The following is a 25,695-nucleotide window of genomic DNA, read 5'->3' on the forward strand; positions in this document are numbered from 1 at the left end:
TGAACTCCCCTTGACGGCCGGTCTTACAAGGCTTCGGTATTGGTTTCACCGGTGCGGATACGCACCGCCTGATCGATTCCGTAGACGAAAATCTTTCCATCGCCGATCTGACCGGTCTTGGCAGCCGAGGCGATCGCTTCCACCGCCTTGTCGGCAACATCCGTCGCCACTGCGACCTCGATCTTCAGCTTGGGCAGGAAGCTCACGGCATATTCCGTGCCGCGATAGATTTCCGTGTGCCCCTTCTGCCGCCCATATCCCTTGACCTCCGTGACGGTCAGGCCTTGGATACCGACAGCCGTCAGTGCTTCGCGCACTTCGTCCAGCTTGAACGGCTTGATAATGGCCATCACAATCTTCATCTGGTTTCCCATCCTCTGGTTTATCCTCGGCGAATAACGCCGTCTCTCCTCGACGCCGACCTACGACAGGGGGCAGCGACTGTCATCCTACATTCAAACCGTGTGCCAAGTTTCAAGCGGCATTTAAGATATTGAAATACAAGGGTTATAATGGAGAGCGCCAAAAAAAAGGCACCGGAATGGGCGAAAACATGGTTTTTTTTGTGCAAAATCAAAAAACAGCACAAAATTTAATCATTTGCCTTTTTCCGAATCAAGCCCTCCTGGGCAACGGAAACAACCAGCTGGCCCGTCCGCGTATAAATTGAGCCTCTGGTCATTCCCCGGCCACCCGACGCGCTGGGGCTGTCCTGTGAATAGAGCAGCCAGTCATCCAGCTTGGTGGGCTGATGGAACCACATGGCGTGGTCGAGGCTGGCGGCCTGGATCCGCTGGTCGAAGACGGACACTCCGTGGGCATAGAGCGCGACATCCAGCAGCGTCATGTCCGAGAGATAGGCCAGCACGGCGGCTTGCAAGCGGCGATCATCCGGCACAACACCGGTCATACGCACCCAGATATCGGCCTTTGGTTCCAGCTTGTCCTTTGTCAGATAATGCAGGAAGGAGGTGGGGCGAAATTCCACCGGCCGCTCTCTTGCCCAATAGGCCCGGATATGGGCGGGCGCTTGCGACAAAAACATTTCGCGAAATTCCCGCTCGCCCATCAACCCTTCCGGCGGCGTCACATTCGGCATGACGAGCTGGTGGGAAAAGCCTTCTTCTTCTTGCTGGAAAGAGGCCGACATCGAAAATATCATCTGGCCGTGCTGGATAGCAACGACCCGGCGCGTCGAAAAGCTGGCGCCGTCACGGGTCCGCTCGACCTGATAGAGGATTGGCACCGTCGGATCGCCGGGACGCAAGAAATAGGCATGCAAGGAGTGAACATACCGCTCGCCATCGACACAGCGCTGGGCTGCCATCAAGGCCTGAGCGATGACCTGGCCGCCGAATACCCTCTGCCATCCGACCTGCGGGCTGGTGCCTCGGAACAAATTGACTTCCAATGCCTCCAGGTTCAGCGTTTCGATCAGTTTTTCCATCGGTGTGGCGGAATTTTCTGTCTGCGGCATTTTGGAAAAGCTCCGGCGGTAGGAAGTCGGGTCCAACTGATCTATATAAGACCCGAAGCACGATACAAGCTGTAAGGGAGTAGATGATGGCGGATCTGGTTGTAGTCGGAGGCGGATATGTCGGTCTCTCGGCGGCGCTCGCCGTCAAGCGCGCCGCGCCGCATCTGGACGTGACGGTAATCGAAGCAGCCCCCGAAGGCCAGTGGCGCAAGGACCCACGGGCCTCGGCGGTGATTGCGGCAGCCACCAAAATGCTGGAGGTTTTCGGCGTCTGGAGCACGATCGAACCGCAGTCTCAGCCGATCAACCGGATGATCGTTACCGATTCGCGCACCAGCGATCCGGTCCGGCCCGTCTACCTGACCTTTGACGGCAATGTCGAGGAGGGCAAGCCCTTCGCCTATATGGTGCCCAATGTCGCCATGGTCGGCGCGCTTCTCGATGCTGCCGGTGTGGCGGGAATTTCCATCCGCCATGGCGTGAAAGCCGCAGGCTTCTCCGTGAAAGGCCATAAGGCCGAAGTCGCGCTTTCCGATGGCACAACCCTTGACTGCCGTCTGGTTGTTGCCTGTGACGGCGTACGCTCGCGCGTCAGGGACATGGCGGGGATCAAGACCGTCACCTGGGCCTATGGCCAGTCCGGGATTGTCACCACGGTCGAACACGAGCGTCCGCATGAAGGGGTGGCAGAGGAACATTTCCTGCCAGCCGGACCCTTCGCTATCCTGCCCTTGACCGGCAATCGCTCATCGCTGGTCTGGACCGAGCGCAGCGAGGATGCGGACCGGCTGGTCGCCGAGGACGATCTGATGTTCGAAACCGAACTGGAGCGCCGTTTCGGCCACAAACTCGGTGCAATCCGTGCCACCGGCGACCGCCGGGCCTTTCCGCTGGGACTGACGCTGGCCCGCTCTTTCATTGGGCCAAGACTGGCGCTGGCAGGCGACGCGGCCCATGGTATTCATCCAATTTCCGGCCAGGGCCTCAATCTTGGTTTCAAGGATGTGGCGGCGCTGGCAGAAACAATCGTCGATGCCGATCGCCTCGGCCTCGATATCGGCGACCTCACGGTTCTGGAACGCTACCAGACCTGGCGGCGCTTCGACACGTTCCGGATGGGTGTTACCACCGACGTGTTGAACCGGCTGTTTTCCAACGATATTACGCCGGTAAGAATCGCCCGGGATTTCGGGCTGGGCCTGGTGGAACGGTTGCCGAAACTGAAAAGCTATTTCATTTCCGAGGCTGCCGGAACATCGGTGAAGGGCGGCCCGAAACTTCTGACCGGTCAGTCGATCTGACAAAGGATCAAGAGGCCGGTTTGGCAGACAAATGGCCCTAACCAGCGCCTTCAGTCTTCGATCTTGCGGGCTTCCGAGACCAGCATGATCGGAATACCATCACGAATGGGATAGGCAAGCCTTGCCTTTTCCGAAACCAACTCGTTGTTTTCCCGGTTAAGGGTCAAACGGCCATTGGTCAGCGGGCAGACCAGCAATTCCAGCATTTTCGGATCGACACCGTTCATCCGCTGATCCATGGCTGCGCTCCTTCACTCTTTGCCCATTCACCGTTACTGTAAAACCGGCTCCACATCACCGAAACCGCGTGCCAGATAAATTTCGGTAATGGCAATCAGCGTTTCCGTGCGGCTATGCAGATCGGTAGCCTCCAGCAAGGCCTGTTTTTCAGCAGGTGTGAAAGGCGACATCATCGACAAAGAATTGACCAGGGTCAGATTGCTGGCGCGCTGGACGCTCTCCCAATCCGCTTCCAGCTTGTTGGCATCGAGATAGGCTCGGAACACGGCGAGCAAGCGCTCCCGATCCACGTTGTTTTCCTGGCCTTCAGCCGCCAGATCGGCCATGAACGGCGAAATTCGTACCGTGCGGAATGGATGGGTGGTTTTCAGCTCTTCGCTCAGCCGGAAACGGCAGATTCCACCCAGCGACAGAATATAGCGGCCATCGCCTGTCTCGGCGAAAGAGGTGATCCGACCGATACATCCCATGCTGCAGAGGGCCGGAATGCCGGTAGCAATCTCATACGGCTCGGTCAATGCCGGTTGAATCATGCCGATCAGCCGATTGCTGCGCAGCGCGGCATCGAACATTTCCAGATAGCGCGGCTCGAATATATTCAGTGGCAATTGCCCACCGGGCAGCAGAAGAGCTCCTGCCAGCGGAAAAACCGGCAATGTCTCCGGAAAATCAGCCGCCGTCAGATATCGCGCATTGCCGACCTGCATTCCACCCTCCTGAAAGAGCACCGAGCCAATGCCCTGTCGCTCTTTAATTCCTTATAATGTGGCATGCGCCCGGCAAATCTCAAGATGCGCCTGCCACAGAACACAACTTCCGCCCGTCCGAACGTATAGGGTTCAGTCCTTGAACAGGGCTCGTCCCATTCTCTGCCTTCAAGCCCGTTACGAAAACAGGATCGAAGACAGCTTGCGACGGGCCTGAATGGTGGCGGGGTCTTTCGGGCCCCAGACCTCGAAAAACTCGACCAGCTGACGGCGGGCACCATCATCGTCGAAGGTCCGGTCTTTTTTCATGATCAACAGCAGATGATCGGCTGCGTCTTCACGCTTGCCCTCGACATTACGAATTTTGGCAAGCTTCAGCCGCGCCTCGTGATCGTCAGGGTTAAGCGACAGCTGCTGTTCCAACGCCACCGGATCGCCCAGCTTGCGGGCCTCTTCGATTTGCTCCAGCTTTTTGGCCACAGCCTGGATTTCAGCGGCTTTAGCCAATTCTTCGGGCAGGCCATCGATAATCTGGCGCACCCGTTCATGCTGGTTGAGGGCCAGCATGCATTCGGCAATGCCGGCGACCGCCTTGGCATTTTCCGGATCGGCCTGCATGACCGCCGCATAGAGCTGGGCCGCGCCATCGAAATCGCCGCCATCGTAAAGCCCCTTGGCCTCTTCCAGCACCGCTTCGATTTCCGCCGCCTGATCGGCACCGCCGTCTGGTCCACCCAGCTTGTCGATGAACTGCTTGACCTGGCTTTCCGGCAGCGCGCCCATGAAGCCGTCGGCAGGACGGCCATCGACAAAAGCGACGACGGCAGGAATGGACTGGATACCAAGCTGACCGGCAATGGCCGGATGGTCGTCGATATTCATCTTGACCAGCTTGACCTTGCCCTTTGCCTCATTGACCGCCTTTTCGATGATCGGCGTCAACTGGCGGCAAGGGCCACACCAGGGCGCCCAGAAATCCACCAGAACCGGCTGGCGGCGGGATTCTTCCAGCACATCCTTGGCAAAGCCCTGGGTCGTCGTATCCTTGATCAGACCACCAGCGGGCGATGCTCCTGCAGACACTGGCGCTGCCGCAGCAGGTGCTGCGCCAAATTGCGCATTCGCCGTCATCTGCCCGCCATAGGAGCCGCCATATGGATTACCAGAATTGCTCATCACCATCTCCCGCCTGTTCATGACAGCCCGGGCGTTTTGCAAACGCATTCCAGGTGCCGCCTTATTTCCACCGTCCGCAAGTTCCGTTTCATACCGCAACAGATATCGCAGCCCTTGTCCCGGCCACATGATCTTTACAGGGTTCCTTGGATTTCAATGAACCCTGCAAGCGTTTAAATCGTGCCTCAAGCCGTGACTTTCAAGACGATTGCCTCATGTCCAGTCGCCATCAGAAAGCGCAAGAGGTCGTCGCGGCCAATCGAGGTTGTAGCGTCATTCGACAGCGGATGGCAATTGATGATCTCATGCTGCATCAGGTCTGCATCCAGAACGAATGTCACCTTGTTGCCCGTATCGTTCATTGCGCCGAAAGCAGTTACCGATCCCGGGACAACCCCCAGATACTCCATCAGCTTTTCCGGTTTGCCAAAGGAAACCTTGCTGGCTGCACCGATCAGCGTATGGACGGTCTTCAAATCGACAATGGCGTTTTCCTCGACCACCAGCAGGAAGAACTGATCCTTCTTGTCCTTGACGAACAGGTTCTTGGTATGACCGCCAGGGATCTCATCGCGTAGGGAGACCGATTCTGCCACGGTAAAGACTGGCGGATGTGACACTGTCCGGTGCTCGATACCCAGGCTATCGAGGCATGCAAACAGGTCTGCGGGCGATTTCGGCACAATCTCTGTCATCATGGTCCTGCTTCAGAATAAAGTCTCGGCGACGCTGCGGTTAAACGATATCAAGGGATATCCTTCAACTGTTTTGTGCGCCAATCGGATATTCAAATGTCCCTCGACAAACCCTTATCGTGCCCTCTCATCAAACGTTCAAAATTTTCATTGTCGCAGAATAGCTTAGGCCGAGATTGGAAAAAATCTTGGAGCTGCCGTCATTTCCCTGTTGCAATCGAAAAGCAGTTGGGCCATATACCGCCCGTCGCCGCAACACAGCGACCCACGGTTCAGCGTACTACCCCGGACCGATGGAATATGAGCGGGCGTAGCTCAGGGGTAGAGCACAACCTTGCCAAGGTTGGGGTCGAGGGTTCGAATCCCTTCGCCCGCTCCAATTTTCCAAAGATAAATATATGATTTCCCGAAAGGGAGATCTCTATTTTCCGTGTCCGGCTGCGTGGTTTGGGCTGCAAAACCGACTGCGTTAAACCCTTCCCTGATAAGCTCTTAAAATGTGCCTTTAGCAAATTGGCGTCGCCAAACGCGCTCCGAATGGCGACCCAGGAATGCTGCGTCAGGTCGCCCGTATCGGCTTATGTCCCATCACCCTACCGATAACAATCACCAGCACGCCGGCAATGGCGAGGCAGGCCGCCAGAAAGAACATCGGAGCAATCGTGCTGCCCGTTTGGTCGCGGATCAATGGCACGACATTCTGGGCAACGAAACCGCCGAGATTGCCGACCGAATTGATGGCGGCCAGACCTGCGGCGGCACCGGCCCCTTTCAGGAAGCGCGATGGCAGGCTCCAGAATACTGGCTGGCCAGCGAAGATCCCGGCGGCGGCAAGGCACAGAAACGCAAATTGCAACACCTGGTCTGTCAGCACTGCCGACATCACCAGGCTGAAAGCCCCAACAAAGGCCGGGATGACGATATAAGGCGTCTTGTTTTCGGTCCGGTCAGCAGCAGACGGCACGACATAGAGTGCAATGGCCACCACAACCCAAGGGATGATGTTGATCAGGCCATTCACCGTATTCGACACGCCAAACCCCTTGACGATGGTCGGCAGCCAATAGCTCAAGCCATAAGCGGCGAGTGGAAAGCCGACATAGCAGAGCGACATCAGCAACACGCGCGGATTGATCAATGCCTTGAAGCCATTGTCGGCATTGGCGTCCATTCCGGTGTTTTCGGCATCCAGCCGGGCCTGAAGCCAGGCTTTTTCCGCATCCGTCAAAAAATGTGCCTTGGCTGGCGTATCGGCGAGATAAAACCATGTGACGATACCAGCCAGAACCGCGGGAATACCGGTCGCTAGAAACACCCACTCCCAACCCTGATAGCCCAGGAACCCATCGAGATCGAGCAATACGCCGCCCAAGGGCGCACCAATGGCATTGGCAAGGGCGCTGAAAATCATGAACAGGCCAACCATCCGGCCACGATAATCCCTTGGGAACCACAGCGTCAGCAGATAGAGCACGCCCGGAAAGAACCCCGCCTCGCAGACGCCCAGCAGAAAGCGCAGGATGTAGAACATCGTCGCGTTCTGGGTATAGGCAAGCGCAATGGTGACAGCGCCCCAGGACACCAGAATGCGGGCAAACCACCGGCTGGCGCCGAACCGTTCGAGAAAGAGATTGCTCGGCACTTCAAATAGAAAATAGCCAATAAAGAACAGCGACGCCCCAAGCCCATAGGCATATTCGCTCAGGCCCAGCGCATCGACCATTTGCAATTTGGCGTAACTGACATTCTGCCGATCAATATAGGCAATCAGGTAGAGAAGCCCCAGAAACGGCATCAGCCGCCGGGTGATTTTTGAAATCAGTGCTTTTTCGGAAACCAAGTCATGTCCTCCCACAACCGTCCCCTCCCCGCCAGCTGCTGCGGGGGACGGGTGATATAAACATGATTACGCCTTGATTGTTCCAAGAACAACTTTAGATAAATGCGCTCAGAAGAGGATCAACTCACTGAAAACACGTAGTCTGTTTCCTGCCGCAGGGTTTCACCGGGCCGCAGGACAGCACTTGAGAAACCGGCCTGGTTGATGGCATCCGGCCAGATCTGGGTTTCCAAACAGAAACCGGCATAAGCGCCATAGCGACGGCCCTCAAGACCGGAAACCGGAATATTGAGATAGACGCCCGCGTAGAATTGAACGCCAGGCTCCGTGGTGCGCACTTCCATGGAAACGCCGGATTTCAGGCTGCGAGCCATGGCGACGCTGCGCTTGGCCACCCGTGTCTGCGATAGACAGAAATTGTTGTCGAAGGGCACCTGAACGCCGTCCTCTGTCCGGCGCATGACACCCATCTGCCGGAAATCAAACGGCGTGCCGATCACCGGGCGCTGCTCTCCGGTCGGGATCAGACGGTCATCGACAGGCAGGTAGTGGTCGGCGGCAATCATCAACTCATGATCCAGCATGTCAGGCGAATCATCCAGGTTGAAATAGGAATGCTGGCAGAGATTGGCGAGGGTCGGCGCGTCCGTGGTGGTTTCATAGACCACCGACAGCACACCGTCATCCTGGAGGTGATAGGTCGCCCGGATGTAGGCATTGCCGGGATAGCCCGCCCGGCCCGCCGGATCGGTGATCTCAAGCACCACCCGGTCACGCTCAAGATCGGCAATCGTCCAATTGCGCCTGCCTATACCATCGCTGCCGCCATGCAGATGGGTAAGGCCGCGCTCGTTGCATTCCAGCTGATAGTCTTCACCATCAAGGGTAAAACGTCCGTTGGCGATGCGATTGGCCAACCGCCCGGGCGTCGCTCCGAAATAGGGTGAATGGATCGCATAATCCTCGAACCGCTCGAAACCCAGCACCAGCGGTGCCACATGGCCTTCCATCCTGAGATCCTGGATCACCGCTCCCCAGGTCAGCACCTTGGCCTTCAGGCCACCGCCATGCAGCGTGACCTGCTCTACTGTTTCACCCTTGGTGGTCGTGCCAAATTCCAGACGCTGCATATGCTTCCTCACCCTTGCATCGACGGTGCCTGCCTGAGGCGGGCGCGTCATCGTTTCTGCCGTGTCACATAGGTTTATTGCATAATTCCTCAAACCGAAATCGATTAGAGATAAAATATCCAGCAACCATAAGGCGTTACAGCAAACATCAACGCACCATAGACGATGCAGGCCGGATTAGCGCGACAGCTCGCGTGCCGCATCCTCCAACCCGCCAAGCGTCAGAGGATGCATTCGTCCTCCCATGAGACGCGAAATCAAACCGATGGAATGGGTATAGTCCCAATGCTCCTGCTGCATCGGGTTCAGCCACAGACATTTGCGAAAATGCGCCGTGATGCGCGAAAGCCAGACGGCACCGGGTTCGCCATTCCAATGCTCTACCGATCCGCCGATCATGGTGATCTCATAGGGGCTCATCGCCGCATCTCCGACGAAGATCACCCGGTAATCCGGCCCATAGGTGCGGATAATCTCTTCCGTCGGGATGACATCGGTCCGGCGGCGGCGATTGTCTTTCCACACCCGCTCATAAAGGCAATTGTGGAAGTAGAAATGCTCCATATGCCGAAATTCCGACCGGGCTGCCGAAAACAACTCCTCCACGCCTTTGACGTGATCGTCCATGGAGCCACCGATATCGAAGAACATCAGCAGCTTGACGGCATTTCGCCGTTCCGCCTGGGTCTTAATGTCAAGATAGCCATGCTCTGCCGTCGCGCGGATCGTGCCACTCAAATCAAACTCGTCCGGGGCACCCTGCCGCACGAACCGCCGCAACCGGCGCAGGGCAACTTTGATGTTGCGGGTGCCAAGCGCGACGGAATCGTCGAGATTGCGAAATTCCCGCTGGTCCCACACCTTCACGGCGCGGCGATGGCGCGATCCGTCCTGACCGATCCTCACCCCTTCAGGATTGTAGCCATAGGCCCCGAAGGGCGAGGTCCCCGCCGTGCCGATCCATTTCGAGCCGCCCTGATGGCGCTCCTTTTGCTCGGCCAGCCGCTGTTTCAGCGTTTCCATCAGCCTGTCGAAACCACCCATGGCTTCGATCAGTTTCTTGTCTTCCTCGGACAGGTGTTTTTCGGTCAGCTTGCGCAGCCATTCTTCCGGCAGAGCGGTCTCAGACACACCCGCCTGCGGCCCACCAGTCGCTTCCAACCCCCTAAAACATTCGGCAAAGGCCAGATCGAAACGGTCGATATGCCGCTCATCCTTGATCAGCGTCGTGCGCGCCAGATAGTAGAAAGCCTCAATGTCGAAATCGACAAGGCCGCGCTCCACCCCTTCCAGCAAGGCCAGATATTCCCCGAGGGAGACCGGGACTTTTTCTTGTTTGAGCTTGAGGAAGAAGGGCAGGAACATCGGCACTCAGAGCGGTTGCTGGTAGATGATGAAGGGTGTCTTGTCCGCCACCTGATCATAGAGGCGCCGGGCCGTGCTGTTAAACTCCTGGGTCATCCAATAGACCTTACCTGCGCCTGCTTCCGCCGCCGCCGCATTGACCGCTGCAATCAGCGCCCGACCGATGCCAAGCCCACGCACCTCAGGATCGACATAGAGATCCTGAAGGTAGCAGACATCGGCAATATACCAGCAGGACCGATGAAAGACATAATGGCTGAGGCCGACAGCCTTCCCTCCGGCCACAGCCAGAAACCCGCGAAATTCGCCAGCTCCCTGCCCCGTCAGCCGGGCAAAGGTGGTCGCATAGATCTCTTCGGGCAGTTCCGTTTCGTAAAAGGCGAGATAGGCGCGCCACAGGCGGCGCCAGTCTGCCTCGTCGTCATTAGTCAAAGGACGGACCAGAAGATCGCTGCTCATATGCCGCGCCCCTTGCCGATATCATTCAAATCATAGCTGGTGGTCTGATACATCTCGTTGATCCAGTTTCCAAACAGCAGATGCGCATGGCTGCGCCAGCGGTTGAGCGGCGTCAGTGTATCATCGTTATGGGGAAAGTAATCATATGGCAGGCGGATCGGGATGCCGGCGCTGACGTCGCGGAAATATTCATCCGCCAGCGAGGTGGAATCATATTCGACGTGATTGAACATATAGAGCCGATTGCCCTTGTCCTCCTGCACCAGGCAGACACCCATTTCATCGGATTCCATCAGGATGTTCAGGTTCGGCACTTTTTCGATATCGGCGCGGCGTACTTCGGTCCAGCGTGAGACCGGCACCTGAAAATCATCCGAGAAACCGTTGAGATAGATGGAGGACGGCGCCAGATTGCGGTGGCGGAACACGCCGAAGGCTTTTTCCTTCAGCCCATGTTTCGGCACCTTGTGGAAGTGATAGATCGCCGCCATCGCCCCCCAGCAGACATTCATTGTCGTGTGGACATTGGTTTGCGTCCAGTCGAAAATCTGCTGCATCTCGCTCCAATAGGTGACGTCTTCGAAGGGCAGCGTTTCCACCGGCGCACCGGTAATGATCAGTCCGTCGAACTTGCGGTGCTTCACCTCTTCCCAGGTCTGGTAGAAGGACAGGAGATGCTCTTCGGGCGTGTTCTTGGCCTTATGCCCGCCGATCCGCACCAGGGTCAGTTCCACCTGCAATGGCGATGCGCCGATCAGCCGGGCAAACTGCACCTCGGTCTTGATCTTATTGGGCATGAGATTGAGCAGGGCGATCTGCAACGGGCGAATATCCTGACGGATCGCTGCGGTTTCCGTCATCACCCGCACACCCTCATGTACAAGGGCGTCGAAGGCGGGGAGCGTATCGGGAATCTTGATCGGCATCGGCTTTAAACTTTCCTGTCACGGCACGGTGCGGCAGCTTTGCTATCGCCATCGGCCTCGGAAAGTCTTGGATAACTTGCCTCGGCCCTTTAGCAATTTATTTTACGTGGCTGCAAGCCGGCCGGCCAAATCACCACGATAATACCAAGTCTCGAAGATGCTGACGCATCCTCGACTTGAAACATTGAAAATATCTCAAATGCGTCAAAGGCTTGAGATATTTTCAAAAGGAATACGAAGAATCATTTTCAATGAACCTTCGTATAAGACGGTTATTTACGCCTTCACCCGTTACGAATCAATGAAAACATAAGCTGCACCGCAGCAAGGATCAGCGCCCGTCCCGCGCTCCATCCCGGCGGGCCATGAAGGCCAGCCGCTCGAACAGATGCACATCCTGCTCATTCTTCAAAAGCGCGCCATGCAGTTTCGGCAGGGCATTGGCGGCATCGCTGCGCAGATCGGCGGGATCGACCTCATCGGCCACCAACAGGCGGATCCAGTCCAGGGCTTCCGAGGTCGATGGACGTTTTTTCACGCCCGGCGTTTCGCGGATCTCGTAAAACCGGGTCAAGGCCGCCTGGAGCAACTGCTGCTTGATGCCGGGATAGTGAACCTCAACGATCCGCGCCAGCGTCTCGGCATCCGGAAAGCGGATATAATGGAAGAAACAGCGACGCAGGAAGGCATCGGGCAGCTCTTTCTCATTGTTGGAGGTGATGATGACGATCGGGCGCACCTGCGCCTTCACCCGCTCACCGGTCTCATAAACGTGAAACTCCATCCGATCCAGTTCCTGCAACAAATCGTTGGGAAACTCGATATCGGCCTTGTCGATCTCGTCGATCAGCAACACGGTTTTCCGGCCTGCGGCAAAGGCTTCCCAGAGCTTGCCGCGCCTTATATAATTGCCGATATCGCTGACACGCGGATCGCCCAGCTGGCTATCGCGCAGGCGCGACACGGCATCATATTCGTAAAGCCCCTGCTGCGCCTTGGTGGTGGATTTGATCGTCCATTCGATCATGTCGAGACCAAGAGCCGCGGCAACCTGACGGGCCAGTTCGGTCTTGCCGGTACCCGGCTCACCCTTGACCAGCAGCGGCCGTTCCAGCGCAATAGCCGCATTGACGGCCACCGTCAGATCCTTGTCGGCGATATAATCGGCGCTTCCGGTGAATTGCCCGGTAAATGGCATGATCTCTCCAATTCATCGTCAATTTCGGTGAAAGTAATCAGCGGCACAGCCAGCGACAAGCCGGTGCAGGCCAATCTCTTCACAAATAAAGCTTGTATTTTGTTTGAAATCTGCCAGTTTGGCCCCCACATCCTGCTCGACCATTCAGGATGGGGTCACCTTTTCCGGCAGGAAAGCGCTTTGGCCCCGAATGGGCATGAGTTAAACTTTCCTCTGCCTGACTGAACTGCAAGGCCGGACGTTCCGGTTTTTTGTCTGTGCCGCTGAACCGGGTGCGGTTTGATGGCAGTATTGGGCAGGGACTATCCGTTTTTGCAGCGACACGTGAGCGCCGGTTTGGGCGCACAGCGCTACAAAAATCTGCACCGCGCCGTTCGCACTGTTGTCCGCATCTTTTCGCCCTGGCGAAACCAAAGCGGTTTCCCGGCGCATTTTCGTTTCGGCATTTGATCCGCGAGCAGTAATCCTGCAAGGAGACCGGCATGACGGCGCATTTATACAAGACAGGCGACATGGTCGTCCTGAAAGACGGTCCCGTCAGGCTCTCCCGGTCGGTCGGCGTCTGCAAGGTGCTTGCCACCCTGCCGGAATCCCAGGGCGCACGCCGGTATCGGGTTCGCTTCGAAAGCGAAACGTTCGACCGGTCGATTGCCGAGGACGAGATCGATGTCAGCCGTTCGCCACGGTCCGGCACCGCCTCAAAAATACAAAAGGCCGGCGGGGCCTGGGCAACGCCAGTCAATTCGAAATAACCAGATTATCATCCTCAACCATCAAAGGAGAGACAGTGCAGGTACTCGTCAGGGATAACAATGTTGAGCAGGCATTGCGCGTGCTGAAGAAGAAAATGCAGCGCGAAGGCCTGTTTCGTGAAATGAAGGCCCGTTCGGCCTATGAAAAGCCGTCGGAAAAGAAGACCCGCGAAAAGGCCGAGGCCGTGCGCCGCACCCGCAAGCTGGCCCGCAAGAAGCTTCAGCGCGAGGGCCTTCTGCCTGCGCCGAAGAAAAAAGTTTTTGCACCGCGCGCCCAAGGGTAAGGGCCGAAGGGCAAGGGACACATCGCCCTTCGCCATAAAATCGAGACCGGGCAAATCCGTGCAGGTCTCGAATCCCTTGTTCCAGGCAATTATGTTCCAGGCAATTATGCCTCGGGCAATCGGACTGGAAAATGCCGCAGGCGTTCCGTTGATCACGGAACGCCTTTTGCATTTGGCCTCAGATGCGTTATGGCATGGCCATGACGGAAAGCACCTTCACCATTCTGCTCGGCGGTCCCCTCGCCATCACGCCCCGGCTGCTCGGCACTGTTGCAGGAACCCGCGCCATTGCCGCCGATGGCGGCATGCGCCATGCCGAACCGCTGAGACTGACACCTGAGCTTTGGGTGGGTGATTTCGACAGTTCCGACGATCTGCCCGCAGACCGGTTTCCGAATATCCCGCGCCTTCCCTATCCGGCCCGCAAGAACCTCACCGATGGCGAAATCGCCATAGAAGAAGCCCGCAAGCGCGGCGCGACATCCCTTCTGCTGGCTGGCGCGCTTGGGGGAGAGCGATCCGACCATGCGCTGATGCATCTGCTGCTGGCGGTGGCGCTGGCGGCCCAGGGATTTGATCTGCACCTCACATCCGGTGAGGAGGAAGCATGGCCGCTTCTGCCGGGTAAAACCATGACACTGGACCTGCCGCAGGGTTCGTTGTTTTCCATTCTCGGCTTTTCCGCGCTGACCGGGTTGACCATCGTCGGTGCCCGCTATCCATTGCAGGGTTTCGATCTGCCGTTCGGATCGTCCCGCACTATTTCCAATGTGGCCGAAGGTCCGGTAACGCTGTCGCTTGGCAGCGGCGACGCCGTGATCCTTGCCCGCCCTTATGACATGACCGGAGCGTGACCCTTGGCACCGCCAATCCTGAAACTTGACAATATCTTCCTGTCCTTCGGCGGCGCACCGCTGCTGAATGGCGCTGGCCTGCAAGTCGAACCGGGCGACCGAATCTGCCTTGTCGGCCGCAACGGCTCTGGCAAGTCCACCCTGATGAAGATCGCTGCGGGTCTGGTCGAGGCCCAGTCGGGCGAAGTGTTCCGCCATCCCTCGGCCACCATCCGCTATCTCGAACAGGCCCCGGATTTCGGCAGCCACGCCACCGTGCAGGCCTATGCCGAGGCAGGGCTTGGCCCCGGCGACGACCCCTACCGGGTTACGTATCTGCTGGAACATCTGGGCCTGAGCGGCCAGGAAGATCCGAAAAGCCTGTCGGGCGGGGAAGCGCGCCGCGCAGCCCTCGCCCGGGTGCTGGCACCGGAACCCGACATCCTGATGCTGGATGAGCCGACCAACCATCTCGACCTGCCGACCATCGAATGGCTGGAAGAAGAGTTGCGCAAGACCCGCAGCGCCCTTGTCCTCATCTCCCATGACCGTCGCTTTCTGGAGAAATGCTCGACCGCCACCGTCTGGCTGGATCGCGGCCTGTCGCGCCGACTGGCGCGCGGCTTTGGACATTTCGAGGAATGGCGCGACAAGGTGCTGGAAGAAGAGGAGATCGAACAGCATAAGCTCGGCAAAGCCATCGAGCGTGAAGAACATTGGCTGCGCTACGGCGTAACGGCACGGCGCAAGCGCAATATGCGCCGGCTTGGCAACCTCCAGACCCTGCGCGCCGACTATCGCGGCCATAAAGGTCCGCAGGGAACGATCCTTGCCAGTGCCACCGAGGGCAAGGAAAGCGGCAAGCTGGTGATCGAGGCCGAGAAGATCACCAAGGCCTATGGTGAGAGGACGATTATCGCGCCGTTTTCAATCCGCGTGCATCGCGGCGACTGTATCGGCCTGGTCGGCCCGAACGGTGCTGGCAAAACCACGCTGTTGAAAATGCTGACCGGCCAACTTTCGCCCGATGAAGGCACGATCAAGCTCGGCACCAATCTGGAAATTGCCACGCTTGACCAGAAGCGCGAGGACCTGAACCCTGATGACACGCTGGCCAATTACCTGACGGATGGGCGCGGCGAGAACCTACTGGTTAATGGCGAACAGAAACATGTCACCGGCTATATGAAGGAATTCCTGTTTCAGCCCGAACAGGCTCGCACCCCGATCCGCAACCTGTCCGGCGGTGAGCGCGCCCGGTTGATGCTGGCGCGGATCATGGCGAAACCCTCCAACCTGCTGATCCTCGACGAGCCGACCAACGACCTCGATATCGAGACGCTGGACCTGCTTCAGGAAATCGTCACCGGATATTCCGGCACCGTCATCCTCGTCAGCCATGACCGTGATTTCCTCGACCGCACCGTGACCTCGACCATCGCCCCCGCCAATCCGGAAGCCCCCAATGGCCACTGGATCGAATATGCCGGCGGCTATTCCGACATGCTGGCGCAGCGCCGGGGTGTGGAAGACGAGCGCAAGCGCGTGGAAAAGGCGGAAAAAGCCAAAACGCAGGAGGGTGGCGGCAAAAGCGGTGATACGGCGCCGAAGAACAAGGGAAAACTGTCCTTCAAGCAGAAATTTGCGCTGGAAAACCTGCCGAAGGAAATGGAAAAGGCCGAGAAAGAGATCGCGCTGCGCGAGACAAAAATGGCCGATCCCAATCTGTTCGTGAAGGACCCCGCCACGTTCAACAAGCTCGCCGCCGAAATGGAAGCGCTACGTCAGTCCATCACCCGCATGGAAGAGGAATGGCTGGAGCTGGAAATGCTGCGCGAAGAACTGGAGGGGTAACCCAAGCGCTCTATAGCAGCCTGCGCAAAGATCGCTGTAGCGCTTTACATGTGTGGCATGAAGCCGTGCATTCCCAATGCCTGGATGCGCAAAGACATCTCCAGGCATTGGCATCACTACAGCGCCGTGCGCCCTAGAGTCTGTCAGGTTCAGATTGAACCAGACAGACTCTAGATTCTCTTGTTTTCGTTTGTCTTTTCGGGAAAACCGGATTCCACTTTTCCCTGACAAACTCTAAAGCGTGTTGCGGCTTATCAGCCTCAAGCAACACGCTTTAAGTTTTTGTTTTTACGCATGTCGTTACCGCAAAACCGCTGCACACTTTTGCGCGACATGCTCTATATGGCGCACAAAGGTTCACCGTCGCTCTTTATATTTTTTGCATAATTTTCTCTTTAAACAGATTCCGGTTTAAAGAATGATGCAGTAACCATTATTTGGTTTTGAGCAGCCACATCTTGCCGGCCATCGTAATCCGGCGCGAATCTTGCTCGGCTTCTTCTGCGGTATTGCACCGTTCCAGCAGGCCCAGGTCCGTCAGTTCCGTCACGGTCGTGGTGGTGAGAAACTTGATCTTCTGCGGCCGTTCCTTGAAACGGTCGGTCCGGGAATAGGTCACCTCTGCGTTCAGATGCGTCCATTTCTTCAGCGGCTGGGGATACAGATCGCCTTCCTTGGCAAGCTTTAATCCGCGGATCTGCGTGGGTGTCAATTCGATCATATCCAGCCTCTAGTGGGACCATTTCCAGCGCCAAGGACGCTCCAGGAAATGCTCTGTCTCTTTTGTGTTATAGCAAGGCCCGAAGACGCACATGCATCCCTGCCTTGAAAAAAAAACGACCATCCCAAGTGCCTTAAAGGCTTGAGATAGTCGCAACGGAATACCGACTGCCATTGTTAACGGCTATTGGCATGATGCGGCGGCACGCGGAAAACGGCCCAATGAATTCTGATATTGCGAGCGCCTGTGCAGAGCGCCCCAAGGGCGATGTCACAGTCTGCTTGGCGCGCAATTTCGCTTTTTTAATCCATATCTGGTTTAAAGATTATGCAGTAAGCTTCTGCGGGCAGAGAGTCTACTGGATAATTCCTTAAATCGGACGACATGATGCCCGCTTTCAGGCCTTAAGCCGTCGAGAAGGTCTATTCCGGCACCGGCACGTCCATCCGCTCCAGATGCAGGATGCGCGGCGATACCGCATCGATAAAGCCTTGGGCGCGACCGATATAGATCAGCGTCGCCTCTTGTAACTGCGTCATCACGCTGGTCAGGATCGTCGCCGTTTCCGGCTCCAACCCATCAAGCACATCGTTGAACACCACCCAATGAGGCTTGCGCAACAGGATATGGGCAAAAGCCAGCGCCATCTGCTCATCCTTGTCCAGCACCCGGTCCCAACGCTGCCGCTCGTCCAGCGCGCTAGCAAGGCGGCTGAGCTTGACCGTCTTCAGTGCCAGCGTCATCGCCTCGTCACCATAGGTGGAGGCATCCTCGGGATAGGCCAGGATGTCCCGCAACCGCCCCTCCGGCAGATAGGGGGTCTGCGGCACGAACAGGATATGATCTTCCTGCGGCAGGCGGATCAGGCCCTCGCCATAGGGCCAGAGTCCAGCGATGGCATTGAAGAATTGCCGCCGGTTGATGCCGGGATCACCGTTGACCATCACATGTTCACCGGCAAGGATGACGGGATTGTCCTCTTTCAGATGATAACCGCCCCAATGGGCCTCCGCCTCGACGGGCGTGCGGATATAGACATCCTCGAAAGCCAGCTCGCCCGGCTTTCCGGCCTCGACCCGGATCTGGCCCTCCACCGTCTCGGTCAGCGCCGGTTCGATCAGAGCGGCGCGCAGCACCATCACCCGCAGCAGCGTTGCCTTCCAATCGGCAATCGCCCCGAAATTATCGACATACCAGCGCAAGGCCGTATAGACCTGCGTGAAAGCAGAAGCCGCCATCATCAGGCCGCCGAAGGTCATCGTCCCGCCAAAATAGGCTGGCGAAGCGATCAGCACCGGCACGATCAACGCCAGCCAGCCAAAGGCCGCCGACACCCAGGTCAGATTGGTCAGCGCCAGCGCCAGCTTGGAAATAATCGCCAGCACTCGGTCGATGGTGGCATGGATCTGGCCGCGCTCGACATCCTCACCCCGCGCCAGCGCAATCGGCTCCAGATGCTCGTTGCTGCGCATCAGGGCAGCGCGAAGCTCGGCCTCGCGGGCATAGCGGGTGGCATTGAGACGGGTCAGCGTGGCGCCGACCAGATTGCTGGCCACCGCCGCGCCGCCAGCATAGATCAGCGCCGCCCAAACCATATAGCCGGGAATAGCGATCTGATGACCAAACAGGGTCAGCGAGAAATCCCCGGACAATTTCCAGAGCACGCTGATGAAACTGACGAGCAGAATGGTGGATTGCACCAGACCGACGGTGAGCGACGTCGTCGATTCCGCCAGCTTGCGCGCATCTTCATGCAGGCGCTGGTCTGGATTGACGCCAAGCGGGCTGGACACCGACAGCCGATAGGCGCGCCTGCCTTTCAGCCATTGATCGACCATATCGCGGGCCAATCCCTCGCGCATGTAAAGCGCGGTCATCTGGCTAAAAAAGGTCTGCGCCACATTGATGACCAGCAGAAAAGCGGCAATGAAAAAGAAATTGCGCAATTCACGCCAGAAAGCCTGGAGATCACGATTTTCCAAGGCGTTGTAGAATGGCTGGTTCCAGCGATTGAGCAATATCTGGCCATAGGTCAGAAGCAGAATGACGGCAAGCAGCGAAAGCGCCAGCAGCAGAATACGCCCTCGGACATGGCTGGACCAGAAGGATTGGCCAGCCATGCGCATCTGTTCGGCAAATGTCAGGTCCGGCGCGGCGGGTTCGTTGTCCGGAAGTGTGGTCTTGGATGCGGTCATCAGTGGTGATCGGCCATGAAAAGAAGTTCTGCTTCCCATCATGCCCGCGATAGCGCTGTTGTGCTACTCCCCAACCATAAAAAGCCTTAGAGAAATCCCCGTCCGCTGAACCGCACAAGATCAACGCGGAGGCGCCACCTTGGGAATAAGCACGGCTTCGGGTTTGGCCACCATCAGAAAATCCTTGGCTGGCTTATAGTTCGTGGTCTTCTTCTTGGAATAATTCGGCGTCACCATGCCAGGAAGCATTCCAGATCCGTGGATACGATCATCAATCGGAAAATAGCTTTCCTGCTTGGGATGTTGAAGGTTGGCGGCCGCCTCATGCACGCATTGTGTCCGTCGATCATCCTCTGGATGCCACCGGTAGATGTTGGTCGTCCAGACCTCGACTTTCATCATAATCACGCCATTGCGATTGATTTCTTCAATAAACTGCCAGTTCACATTCAATGAGCCCGTCGCAAACTGCCAATCGTGATTTCGAAAATTGGTTTGCGGAATATCCACGATGCCGGAAGAGGCAGGGTGAGATGACGGGGACAGGATTGGCGCAGTCCTTGAATTTTCCCCCTTTGAATTTTTCAACGGCGCCCGCGCCGCATTGATTGCACCAAAGATGCGAGCACGTACCCCCGGGTCCTCTTCCATCAATGTCCGAAGCGAAAAATGGATCGGCTCACCCGAGCCCGCCAGATAGTGATTGAGGAACTGTTCTGCCCGACCGCCTTTATCCATGGTTCTTGCCTTGGCAAGCGTCATGATCTGCAGGTCAGACCATGTCTGACCATGGTCTGTGTATTTTCCGGTAAACCGCACACTGTTGCAGACAAAATCAATATCACTTTTTTCCAATGGCATGCGATGTTCCTCCATCAACCAAGGCAAGCAAGCGTATAATTCTCGAAGCTTAAGAGCCGCAGTAAACCAGAAGGCTAGACATGGCGTCAACAAAATATCTCATTTGCGTCAAATTCGGCGCAATATGAATGACGATACTGATCCGTGACGATTGAAATCCACTGACCCTCCAAGATCAATGAAGGGTCACTCACCGTCCCACCCAATCACCCCTTGTCAGTTTCATTCCCCACCGCTAAACCTCCTAGAGATCTAACGGGGTGCAATGGTGTCTGCCATTGCTGAGAGGCGACGCCGCCAACCCGCGGAACCTGATCCGGCTAACACCGGCGGAGGGATTAGATGCGCGGCTGCCATACCGCCTTTTCCCGTCTCGCGCACTATTGAAATTGAAGAGGAAAAGCCATGGCTGCCCTGCCACCACGCATATTCTTGTCAATCCTGGCAACCGCGCTTATGACCATAAGCATGCACGCCGCGCAGGCCGAAGACAAGGTGCTGACCATTTACACCTATGAAAGCTTCGTCTCTGAATGGGGGCCGGGGCCGAAGGTGAAAGCCACGTTTGAAAAGACCTGCGGCTGCACCGTCAAGTTCGTCGGGCTGGAAGATGGCGTGGCACTGCTGAACCGCCTGAAGCTGGAAGGCGTTTCCAGCGAGGCGGATCTGGCGCTGGGGCTGGACACCAATCTCACCGAGGAAGCCAGGCAGACCGGGCTTTTTGCGCCCCACGGCATCGATGCGTCGACGGCCCAGGTGCCTGGCGGCTTCAAGGACGATATGTTCGTGCCCTATGATTACGGACATTTCGCCGTCGTCTACGACACCCAGACCATCAAAAACCCACCCAAAAGCCTGAAGGAACTGGTGGAAGGCGACCCTGCCCAGAAGATCGTCATCGAAGACCCACGCACTTCGACGCCGGGGCTCGGCCTGCTGCTCTGGGTTAAATCCGTCTATGGCAAGGACGCGCCCGCCGCCTGGGCAAAATTGAAAGACCGGGTGCTGACCGTCACTCCCGGCTGGTCGGAGGCCTATGGCCTGTTTACCAAGGGCGAAGTGCCGATGGTGTTTTCCTATACGACCTCACCCGCCTATCACATGGTCTCTGAGAACACCGAGCGCTATCAAGCCGCTTCCTTTTCGGAAGGGCATTACATCCAGATTGAAGTGGCAGGAGTGTTGAAAGGTGCCAAGCACAAGCAATTGGCCGAGGATTTCCTGAAATTCATGCTGACGTCCGGCTTCCAGGATGAGATCCCAACCAACAATTGGATGATGCCGGTTACCAAGACCTCGACCCCGCTGCCAGAGGCTTTCGACCGTCTGGTCAAGCCAGCCAAGACCTTCCTGATGAGCCCGCAGGAGGTTGCCGCCAACCGCAAGGCCTGGATCGCGGAATGGCAGGCGGCGATGGCGGCAAAGTAAGGCTCACCATGGCTCTAAAACGGCAAAACCTGATGCCGATTGCTGGCGGGGTCATCGGCCTTGCCGGGCTTTTTGCTTTTATCGGATTGGCCGTCTTCGCCCTGCTGCTCACAACCGGCGGCAACGTGCCGCTGGCACTGGACAGTTACACCCTGTCCATCCTGCGCTTCACCCTGGTGCAGGCCGGGCTATCGACTTTGCTGTCCATTACCTTTGCCCTGCCTGTGGCTCTGGCCCTGGCGCGGCAAAGGCATTTCTGGGGCCGTCGCTGGCTGATCCGGCTCATGGCGCTGCCCATGGGTCTGCCGGTGCTGATCGGAGCGCTGGGCCTGATCGGTATCTGGGGTCGCAACGGGCTTGCCAATGATCTGCTGGCGCTGCTCGGCCGTCAGACACCGGTCAGCATTTACGGACTGACCGGCATTCTCATCGCCCATGTGTTTTTCAACATGCCCTTGGCATGCCGCCTGCTGCTTGCCGGGCTGGAACGAGTGCCACCGGATTATTGGCGCATGGCGGCCAGTCTTGGCATGGGTCCGATTGCGATTTTTCGGATGATCGAATGGCCCGCCCTCAGCGGCTTACTTCCCGGCATCGCCGGGCTGATCTTCATGCTCTGCGCCACCAGTTTCACGCTGGTACTGACACTGGGCGGCGGACCGGGCGCGACCACGCTGGAAGTGGCGATCTATCAGGCCTTGCGCTTTGATTTCGACCCGCCCCTTGCTGTGTCCCTAGCCACGCTACAACTGGTTGTCACGGCCTTGTTGCTTGGCCTTTTGGCGCTGTTTCCGGCACCGGACGACCAGGCATTGCCGGATGAAAGACCTGTGCTGCGGCTCGATGGCAAGGGACTGGCAGCGCGGGCCTGGGATGGCGCCGTGCTGCTGCTCGCTCTGCTCTTCCTGGTCACGCCCCTTGCCAATATCGCTTTTGCCGGCGTCAAAGCCGATCTCCTGAAACTGCTGGATGATCCCTCGGTCTGGCGGGCTGCCGGTCTTAGCCTTGCCATCGCCTTTCCCGCCGCTCTAATGGCACTGGGCCTCAGCCTCGTCTTCATCAATGCCCGGACAGCACTATCCGGCCTGCGGCAAAAAACCCTGACCGCAACCACTCTGTCCCGGCTGATTGGTGCAACATCCTCGCTGGTTCTGCTGGTGCCAGTGATCGTGCTTGCCACTGGCTGGTTCCTACTGCTGCGCCAGATGGGCAATGCAGCGGGGTTTGCCGGGCCGGTGGTGGTGGCGATCAACGCGATCATGGCACTGCCGTTTACCATGCGGGTCTTGGCACCGGCCATCACCACCCATCGCCACCGCACGGCACGCCTTTCAGCAAGCCTCGGCCTTGGCGGACTGGCCAAGATCCGCCATATCGACTGGCCGGGCCTGCGCCGTCCGATCTTGACGGCCCTGTCCTTTGCCATGGCGCTATCGCTTGGAGACCTTGGGGCGGTGGCCCTGTTCGGGGCTAATAATCTGGCGACTTTGCCATGGCTGATTTATAGCCGGATGGGCAGCTACCGCACCGCCGATGCGGATGGCCTGGCGCTGCTGCTCGGCCTTGTCTGCCTTGTGCTGACCATGATTGGAACGGCGGGCGGCTCAAGCACCAGCAAACCGGAGGAGCGACCTTGAGCGAGACGGCCAATATTCCGGATGCCGCACCCGTTGCCTCAATTGTCCTCGACACGGTGCAACTGCGTCTGGGAAACCAGAGTTTTGAGTTCAACGATCAGATCGCGTCCGGAAAGATCACCGCGATCACCGGCATGTCGGGCTCAGGCAAATCCACCCTGCTGAACCTGATTGCCGGGTTCGAGGCACCCGATCAGGGCCGCATCCGGATTGGCTCGGAAGACATCACCGATCTGCCACCCGCCAAACGTCCGGTCTCCCTGGTGTTCCAGGACCATAACCTGTTTGCCCATCTCGATCTCGCCACCAATATCGGCCTTGGCATCGATCCGTCTCTGCGGCTTGGCGCAGAGGATCGGCTGGCGGTGAGCCAAGCTTTGAAAAGAGTGGGGCTTGGCGGCTATGACCGACGCAAACCCGCCACGCTTTCCGGCGGCGAAAAACAGCGCGCCGCCTTTGCCCGTGCGCTGGTGCGGCGCAAGCCGGTGTTGTTGCTGGACGAGCCTTTTGCCGCCCTCGATCCCGGCCTGCGCGCCAGCATGGCTGATCTGCTGCTGGACCTGCACCGCGAAACCGGCCAGAGCGTGTTGATCGTCAGCCACGATCCCCAGGATGTGCGCCGTCTGGCTGATGATGTGCTGTTTCTGGATCAAGGCCGGATTTCACTGCATTGCGACACAAAAACCTTCCTTTCCGGCGAAGGCCCGGCGGCACTCAAGACCTTCCTCGGTCCCTTTCATGATCGTGACCGGCTTTGAGGCCATGATTTCGACGCGACCAGCTGGCATGGCGTGATGCATACAAAGCACAAATCAATGCGATCATTAACATTTTCTTATCCAATTGGCTGATCTTGTGCGATGCGCAGTTTTATCCAAATCAATAATATGCTGTTAAGGATTTGGATGAAAATCGTGAGACGTCCCGCATCGCAATATCAGCGAAATGGCGGGTGTGACTGAACAGGTAAGGGGACGAAGACGTTTCTAGGATGCGCTGCAATATGATCCTGATGGCCCCTGCACAGCAAGGCACCTGGCAAACCACGCGAATGGTGGTGGGAAAAATGCGCCCTGGATTAAAAGCCAGCCTCGGCCTTGTTGCAGCCCTGTCGCTTGCCGGCTGCCAGTCGATGGTTGAGCAGTCCTACCAGCCAAATATCTCGCCCTCGTCTTCGCCGCAGATCGTTCAGGAAGTGCAGAAGGATGATCCCCGCGCCCAGATGGGTGCGCGCGAGCATCCCCGCATCGTGGCAAGCTATGGCGGCGAATATCACGACGAGAAAACCGAGCGGCTGGTGGCGAAAATTGCCGGTGCCCTGACGGTGGTGTCTGAAAACCCGCAGCAGTCCTATCGCATCACCATTCTGAATTCTCCGGCTATCAATGCCTTTGCCCTGCCGGGCGGCTATCTCTATGTCACCCGTGGCCTGCTGGCGCTGGCCAATGACGCTTCGGAAGTCGCCGCCGTGCTGTCGCATGAAATGGCCCATGTCACCGCCAATCATGGCATCGAGCGCCAGCGGCGCGAAGAAGCCGAGGTCATTGCCAGCCGGGTGGTGGCCGAAGTCCTGTCCAGCGATCTGGCCGGCAAGCAGGCCTTGGCCCGCGGCAAGCTGCGGCTGGCCGCCTTCTCACGCCAGCAGGAATTACAGGCCGATACGATCGGGGTGCGGACGCTGGGCGAAGCGGGTTACGATCCCTATGCGGCGGCGCGCTTCCTGGATTCCATGGCCGCCTACCAGCATTACAGCTCATCCGACCCGAATGCCGACCAGAGCATGGACTTCCTGTCCAGTCACCCCAGCACACCGCAGCGGGTGGAATTGGCGCGCGACCATGCCCGCGCCTTTGGGCCTGATGGATCGACCGGCGACAAGGGCCGCGATTACTTTTTCGATGGCATCGATGGCATGCTGTATGGCGACAGCCCGCAGGAGGGCTATGTCCGTGGCCACACGTTCCTGCATGGCGGCCTCGGCATTCGCTTCGACGTGCCGGACGGTTTTCAGATCGACAACAAGGTGGAGGCGGTCATGGCCACCGGGCCGGGCGATGTCGCCATCCGCTTCGACGGCGTGGCCGATACTCAGAACCGCAGCCTGACAAACTATATTTCCAGCGGCTGGGTCACCGGCCTGTTGCCGGACAGCATTCACGAAACCAAGATCAATGGCATGGAGGCTGCGACCGCCAGGGCGTCTGCGGATCGCTGGGATTTCGACGTCACCGTGGTGCGGCTGGGCAACCAGATTTTCCGCTTCCTGACCGCCGTTCCCAAAGGCAGCGGCCAGCTGGCGCCGACATCCGATCTTCTGCGCCAAACCTTCCGCCGCATCACACCCGAGGAAGCCAAGACGCTAAAACCACTGCGCGTCCGGGTCGTCACCGTTGGACAAGGCGACACGCTGGCCAGCCTGTCAGCCAGGATGATGGGAACGGATCGAAAGCTGGAATTGTTCAAGGTGTTGAATGCCATTCCCGCCGGCCAAAGCCCGGCGCTCGGCAGCCGGGTCAAGATCGTCTCGGAATAACCTATGCATAATTTCTCCTTAAATCGGAATCGATTTAAGGAGAAATTATGCAGCAGATTTAAAGCGTTACAGCGTCCTTTGTG

At 57.8% G+C, this 25,695-nt stretch carries 26 protein-coding genes, 1 tRNA gene and 2 riboswitches; of the genes, 11 read left to right on the top strand and 16 right to left on the bottom strand.

What is annotated here, in order from left to right; all coding sequences use genetic code 11:
• Positions 1–23 precede the first annotated feature (23 nt).
• Entirely contained in the window at positions 24–374 is a 351-nt protein-coding gene (locus tag AVCG78_RS15045) for a P-II family nitrogen regulator (protein WP_015917480.1), read from the bottom strand.
• A 218-nt stretch (positions 375–592) separates the two neighbouring features.
• Positions 593–1,477, bottom strand: coding sequence for an acyl-CoA thioesterase II (gene tesB / locus AVCG78_RS15050; protein WP_071203067.1), 885 nt, complete (start codon positions 1,475–1,477; stop codon positions 593–595).
• 86 nt (positions 1,478–1,563) lie between these two features.
• Here tesB and AVCG78_RS15055 point away from each other — a divergent pair, with 86 nt between their 5' ends.
• Positions 1,564–2,778 (top strand): ubiquinone biosynthesis hydroxylase, encoded by a 1,215-nt coding sequence (locus AVCG78_RS15055; RefSeq protein WP_071203069.1) that lies wholly within the window; start codon positions 1,564–1,566, stop codon positions 2,776–2,778.
• Between the two features lie 50 nt (positions 2,779–2,828).
• Here the strand turns inward: AVCG78_RS15055 and AVCG78_RS15060 are convergent, their stop codons facing one another.
• From AVCG78_RS15060 to AVCG78_RS15075, 4 genes are all read right to left on the bottom strand, one after another.
• The gene (locus AVCG78_RS15060; RefSeq protein ID WP_015917483.1) at positions 2,829–3,017 is read right to left on the bottom strand and encodes a Trm112 family protein; all 189 of its coding nucleotides are present in this window, start codon (positions 3,015–3,017) and stop codon (positions 2,829–2,831) included.
• Between the two features lie 33 nt (positions 3,018–3,050).
• The gene (locus AVCG78_RS15065; protein ID WP_071203071.1) at positions 3,051–3,725 is read right to left on the bottom strand and encodes an LON peptidase substrate-binding domain-containing protein; all 675 of its coding nucleotides are present in this window, start codon (positions 3,723–3,725) and stop codon (positions 3,051–3,053) included.
• 177 nt (positions 3,726–3,902) lie between these two features.
• Positions 3,903–4,901 (bottom strand): thioredoxin, encoded by a 999-nt coding sequence (gene trxA, locus AVCG78_RS15070; protein ID WP_071205385.1) that lies wholly within the window; start codon positions 4,899–4,901, stop codon positions 3,903–3,905.
• Between the two features lie 185 nt (positions 4,902–5,086).
• Positions 5,087–5,596, bottom strand: a complete 510-nt coding sequence (locus AVCG78_RS15075) for a prolyl-tRNA synthetase associated domain-containing protein (RefSeq protein WP_081355250.1) — start codon at positions 5,594–5,596, stop codon at positions 5,087–5,089.
• 304 nt (positions 5,597–5,900) lie between these two features.
• Here AVCG78_RS15075 and AVCG78_RS15080 point away from each other — a divergent pair.
• Positions 5,901–5,975: transfer RNA gene (locus AVCG78_RS15080), tRNA-Gly, on the top strand.
• Between the two features lie 180 nt (positions 5,976–6,155).
• Here AVCG78_RS15080 and AVCG78_RS15085 read toward each other — a convergent pair.
• The 7 genes from AVCG78_RS15085 to AVCG78_RS27215 all read right to left on the bottom strand — a co-directional run bounded on the left by AVCG78_RS15085 (position 6,156) and on the right by AVCG78_RS27215 (position 12,658).
• Positions 6,156–7,436: an MFS transporter gene (locus AVCG78_RS15085; RefSeq protein ID WP_071203076.1), complete on the bottom strand. Its 1,281-nt coding sequence runs from the start codon at positions 7,434–7,436 to the stop codon at positions 6,156–6,158.
• 119 nt (positions 7,437–7,555) lie between these two features.
• Positions 7,556–8,566, bottom strand: coding sequence for an aldose epimerase family protein (locus AVCG78_RS15090; protein WP_071205346.1), 1,011 nt, complete (start codon positions 8,564–8,566; stop codon positions 7,556–7,558).
• Positions 8,567–8,743: 177 nt separating this feature from the next.
• Positions 8,744–9,931: a vWA domain-containing protein gene (locus AVCG78_RS15095; protein WP_071205345.1), complete on the bottom strand. Its 1,188-nt coding sequence runs from the start codon at positions 9,929–9,931 to the stop codon at positions 8,744–8,746.
• 6 nt (positions 9,932–9,937) lie between these two features.
• Entirely contained in the window at positions 9,938–10,390 is a 453-nt protein-coding gene (locus AVCG78_RS15100; protein WP_071203079.1) for a GNAT family N-acetyltransferase, read from the bottom strand.
• Positions 10,387–11,316, bottom strand: a complete 930-nt coding sequence (gene metA, locus AVCG78_RS15105) for a homoserine O-acetyltransferase MetA (RefSeq protein WP_071203081.1) — start codon at positions 11,314–11,316, stop codon at positions 10,387–10,389. The genes AVCG78_RS15100 and metA overlap by 4 nt, the downstream gene beginning before the upstream one ends.
• 69 nt (positions 11,317–11,385) lie before the next feature.
• A riboswitch (SAM riboswitch) is annotated at positions 11,386–11,463 on the bottom strand.
• 184 nt (positions 11,464–11,647) lie between these two features.
• A complete protein-coding gene (locus AVCG78_RS15110) occupies positions 11,648–12,514 on the bottom strand; it encodes an AAA family ATPase (protein WP_071203084.1) in 867 nt (288 codons plus the stop codon).
• Between the two features lie 18 nt (positions 12,515–12,532).
• The gene (locus tag AVCG78_RS27215) at positions 12,533–12,658 is read right to left on the bottom strand and encodes a hypothetical protein (protein ID WP_267889529.1); all 126 of its coding nucleotides are present in this window, start codon (positions 12,656–12,658) and stop codon (positions 12,533–12,535) included.
• Positions 12,659–12,796: 138 nt separating this feature from the next.
• Between AVCG78_RS27215 and AVCG78_RS15115 the strand changes: the two genes are divergently transcribed.
• The 5 genes from AVCG78_RS15115 to AVCG78_RS15135 all read left to right on the top strand — a co-directional run bounded on the left by AVCG78_RS15115 (position 12,797) and on the right by AVCG78_RS15135 (position 16,237).
• On the top strand, positions 12,797–12,964 hold the full coding sequence (locus tag AVCG78_RS15115; protein WP_156582686.1) for a hypothetical protein: 168 nt from the start codon (positions 12,797–12,799) through the stop codon (positions 12,962–12,964).
• Positions 12,965–12,996: 32 nt separating this feature from the next.
• A complete protein-coding gene (locus AVCG78_RS15120; protein ID WP_071203085.1) occupies positions 12,997–13,266 on the top strand; it encodes a cold-shock protein in 270 nt (89 codons plus the stop codon).
• Between the two features lie 35 nt (positions 13,267–13,301).
• On the top strand, positions 13,302–13,550 hold the full coding sequence (gene rpsU / locus AVCG78_RS15125; RefSeq protein WP_015917494.1) for a 30S ribosomal protein S21: 249 nt from the start codon (positions 13,302–13,304) through the stop codon (positions 13,548–13,550).
• 194 nt (positions 13,551–13,744) lie between these two features.
• Entirely contained in the window at positions 13,745–14,404 is a 660-nt protein-coding gene (locus AVCG78_RS15130) for a thiamine diphosphokinase (RefSeq protein WP_143049358.1), read from the top strand.
• Between the two features lie 3 nt (positions 14,405–14,407).
• Positions 14,408–16,237, top strand: a complete 1,830-nt coding sequence (locus AVCG78_RS15135) for an ABC-F family ATP-binding cassette domain-containing protein (RefSeq protein ID WP_071203087.1) — start codon at positions 14,408–14,410, stop codon at positions 16,235–16,237.
• Positions 16,238–16,670: 433 nt separating this feature from the next.
• Here AVCG78_RS15135 and AVCG78_RS15140 read toward each other — a convergent pair whose 3' ends face one another.
• The 3 genes from AVCG78_RS15140 to AVCG78_RS15150 form a co-directional block, all read right to left on the bottom strand.
• Positions 16,671–16,958: a hypothetical protein gene (locus AVCG78_RS15140; protein ID WP_015917497.1), complete on the bottom strand. Its 288-nt coding sequence runs from the start codon at positions 16,956–16,958 to the stop codon at positions 16,671–16,673.
• Between the two features lie 422 nt (positions 16,959–17,380).
• A complete protein-coding gene (locus tag AVCG78_RS15145) occupies positions 17,381–19,153 on the bottom strand; it encodes an ABC transporter ATP-binding protein/permease (protein ID WP_071203089.1) in 1,773 nt (590 codons plus the stop codon).
• A gap of 120 nt (positions 19,154–19,273) precedes the next feature.
• Positions 19,274–20,014: a hypothetical protein gene (locus tag AVCG78_RS15150; RefSeq protein ID WP_071203091.1), complete on the bottom strand. Its 741-nt coding sequence runs from the start codon at positions 20,012–20,014 to the stop codon at positions 19,274–19,276.
• Between the two features lie 246 nt (positions 20,015–20,260).
• Positions 20,261–20,369, top strand: a riboswitch (TPP riboswitch).
• A gap of 101 nt (positions 20,370–20,470) precedes the next feature.
• Between AVCG78_RS15150 and thiB the strand changes: the two genes are divergently transcribed.
• The 4 genes from thiB to AVCG78_RS15170 all read left to right on the top strand — a co-directional run bounded on the left by thiB (position 20,471) and on the right by AVCG78_RS15170 (position 25,612).
• Complete coding sequence (gene thiB, locus AVCG78_RS15155) at positions 20,471–21,442, top strand: thiamine ABC transporter substrate binding subunit (protein ID WP_139191487.1); 972 nt, start codon at positions 20,471–20,473, stop codon at positions 21,440–21,442.
• 8 nt (positions 21,443–21,450) lie between these two features.
• The gene (thiP, locus tag AVCG78_RS15160) at positions 21,451–23,079 is read left to right on the top strand and encodes a thiamine/thiamine pyrophosphate ABC transporter permease ThiP (RefSeq protein ID WP_071584374.1); all 1,629 of its coding nucleotides are present in this window, start codon (positions 21,451–21,453) and stop codon (positions 23,077–23,079) included.
• The gene (locus AVCG78_RS15165) at positions 23,076–23,837 is read left to right on the top strand and encodes a thiamine ABC transporter ATP-binding protein (RefSeq protein ID WP_081355244.1); all 762 of its coding nucleotides are present in this window, start codon (positions 23,076–23,078) and stop codon (positions 23,835–23,837) included. The genes thiP and AVCG78_RS15165 overlap by 4 nt, the downstream gene beginning before the upstream one ends.
• Positions 23,838–24,130: 293 nt before the next feature.
• Positions 24,131–25,612: a M48 family metalloprotease gene (locus tag AVCG78_RS15170; protein ID WP_174089727.1), complete on the top strand. Its 1,482-nt coding sequence runs from the start codon at positions 24,131–24,133 to the stop codon at positions 25,610–25,612.
• Positions 25,613–25,695 lie beyond the last annotated feature (83 nt).

Source organism: Gillisella vitis (assembly GCF_021559775.1).
In the GTDB taxonomy this organism is placed as follows: domain Bacteria; phylum Pseudomonadota; class Alphaproteobacteria; order Rhizobiales; family Rhizobiaceae; genus Allorhizobium; species Allorhizobium ampelinum.